Source organism: Mycobacterium sp. (assembly GCF_035653355.1).
Classification (GTDB): Bacteria; Actinomycetota; Actinomycetes; order Mycobacteriales; family Mycobacteriaceae; genus Mycobacterium.
Genome location: NZ_DASRBZ010000125.1, coordinates 1 through 2,580 on the forward strand (window position 1 = coordinate 1; position 2,580 = coordinate 2,580).

At 64.9% G+C, this 2,580-nt stretch carries 2 protein-coding genes; one reads left to right on the top strand and one right to left on the bottom strand.

Annotated elements, in window-relative coordinates; translation table 11 throughout:
* Window positions 1-38 precede the first annotated feature (38 nt).
* Entirely contained in the window at window positions 39-1,487 is a 1,449-nt protein-coding gene (locus VFA16_RS03940) for an aldehyde dehydrogenase (protein WP_324966557.1), read from the bottom strand.
* A 93-nt stretch (window positions 1,488-1,580) separates the two neighbouring features.
* Between VFA16_RS03940 and VFA16_RS03945 the strand changes: the two genes are divergently transcribed.
* Window positions 1,581-2,580: aromatic ring-hydroxylating dioxygenase subunit alpha (locus tag VFA16_RS03945; RefSeq protein ID WP_324966558.1), on the top strand; the 1,000-nt coding region annotated here is incomplete at its 3' end.

Here is a 2,580-nt window from a genome sequence, read left to right on the forward strand (position 1 = left end):
CTAAACCAGTTGCGACGCAGTCGAATCCGCCGCTGCCGCTAGCCGCCGGCCACCGAAATCGACTTGGTTTCCAGGTAACCTTCGATGCCTTCGCGGCCCAGTTCCCGGCCGTAGCCGCTGGATTTCACGCCGCCGAACGGCGCGACGGGGTCCATGGTGTAGCCCTGGTTGACCCCGAACGTGCCGGTCCGGATGCGCGCGGCCAGCGCGATCCCGCGCTCGGTCTCGCCGGTCCACACCGAGCCGGCCAGCCCGTAGTCGGAGTCGTTGGCGATCGTGACCGCCTCGTCCTCGTCGCGATAGGAGATGACGGTCAGCACCGGGCCGAAGATCTCTTCGCGCGCGATGAGCATGGTGTTGTCGGAGTCGGCGAACAGCGTCGGCCGCACATACCAGCCGCAGTCCAGGCCGTCGGGCATGCCGGTGCCCCCGGTGACCACGCGCGCACCTTCCTGCCGGCCTTTCTCGATGTAGCCGAGCACACGCTGCTGCTGTCGCTGCGATACCAGGGGACCCAGCTGGGTGGCAGGGTCACTCGGATCTCCCACCCGAAGCGCTTGCACTTCGGCGGCCAACGCGTCGACGAACTCGCCGGCCCGTTTGGCGGGCACCAGAATTCGGGTGAGCGCATTGCAGATCTGCCCGCTGTTGGACAGGCTGGCCGATCGGACACCGGAAGCAACCGCCGCCGGATCGGCGTCGTCGAGGACGATTGCCGCAGACTTGCCGCCGAGTTCCAGGCTCACCCGCTTCAAGCCGGCCGCGCACGCCTCAGCGACGCGCTTTCCGGCGACGGTGGACCCGGTGAACGACACCTTGTCGACACCCGGGTGCCCGACCAGATACGCGCCGACGTCGGCACCGCCGGGCAGAACGCTGACCACACCGGGCGGCAGTTCGAGCTGTTCGATCAGCTCAGCGAGCAACAGCGCGTCCAGCGGCGACTCCGGTGCCGGCTTGAGTACCACGCAACACCCGGCCAGCAGCGCGGGCACCAGCTTGGTGACGATCAAAAACTGCGGCATGTTCCACGGCACGATCCCGGCAACAACACCAACGGGTTCGCGGCGGATACGGATATCGGCGCCGTAACAGCCGCGGCGGGTTTCCTCCCACGGAAACCCTTCGGCCAGCGAGCAAAACGCGGTCATCATCATCCACGGCAGACCGACCTGGGCGCGCTGGGCGAAACTGATCGGAGCACCGATCTCGGTGGTGATTAGCTCAGCGATCGCCGACCGTCGCGCGTCATAGAGCGCGGCCAGCCGCCGCACCGCATCGATGCGTTCGGACGGATCGAGCCGCGGCCACGGGCCGTCGTCGAACGCCTTACGGGCGGCCGCAACCGCGGCGTCGACGTCGGCCGGCCCGGCAGCAGCGACCTGCGCGACGGGTTCTTCGGTGGACGGCGAGACAACCTCGATGACGTCATCGCTGCTCGGCGCCGACCACGTCCCGCCGATGAAGAGCTGGTCTCGTCGCTGCACGCCACCTCCCGACAATATCAACTACTTGCGATTGTGCCCTTGAGCATATACCGTCAGCGCTGCGGGCAGGTGGTCGTTTCGACAGGAGTAGACATGGCTCGTTTCCCCAAGCCACCGGAAGGCAGCTGGACCCAGCACTACCCCGAACTGGGAACCGGCCCAGTATCCTACGAGGACTCCATTTCCCCGGAGTTCTACGAACTGGAGCGGGCTGCGATCTTCAAGCGGGTGTGGCTGAATGTCGGTCGCGCAGAGCAACTTCCACGCAAGGGCAGCTACTTCACCAAGGAACTGAAGGTCGCCAACACCTCGATCGTCGTGGTGCGCAACACGAACGGCGAGATCAAAGCGTTCCACAACATCTGTCGGCACCGTGGCAACAAGCTGGTGTGGAACGACATGCCGGCAGAAGAGAGCAGTGGCTTTTGTCGGCAGTTCCGCTGCAAGTACCACGCCTGGCGCTACGACCTCGACGGCAACCTGACCCACGTCCCGCAGGAAGACGAGTTTTTCGACCTCAACAAGAACCGCTACGGCCTGGTGCCGGTGCACTGCGACGTGTGGGAAGGTTTCATCTTCGTCAACTTCGCCAAAGAGCCCGAACAGTCGCTGCGGGAGTTCCTCGGCCCGATGATCACTGCGCTGGAAGGCTATCCGTTCGGGCAACTGACGTCGCGGTGGTATTACCACTCGCAGGTCAAAGCGAACTGGAAGCTCTACCTCGACGCGTTCCAGGAGTTCTACCACGCGCCGGTCTTGCATGCGAACCAGTCGCCGACCACCTACTCCAAGGCGGCGGCCGAAGCCGGTTTCGAGGCTCCGCACTACCGCATCGACGGGCCGCACCGGCTGGTAAGCACCTCAGGTGTGCGGGCCTGGGAGATGGATGCCGAGATGCGCAAGCCGATGGAAGACATCTGCCGCAGCGGGCTTTTCGGGCCGTGGGACAGTCCTGACCTCGGCGAGCTGCCCGCTGGTGTCAACCCGGCCAAGTGCGACCCGTGGGGGCTGGACTCGTTTCAGATCTTCCCGAACTTCGTGATCCTGATTTGGGGACAGGGATGGTATCTGACGTATCACTATTGGCCGACGT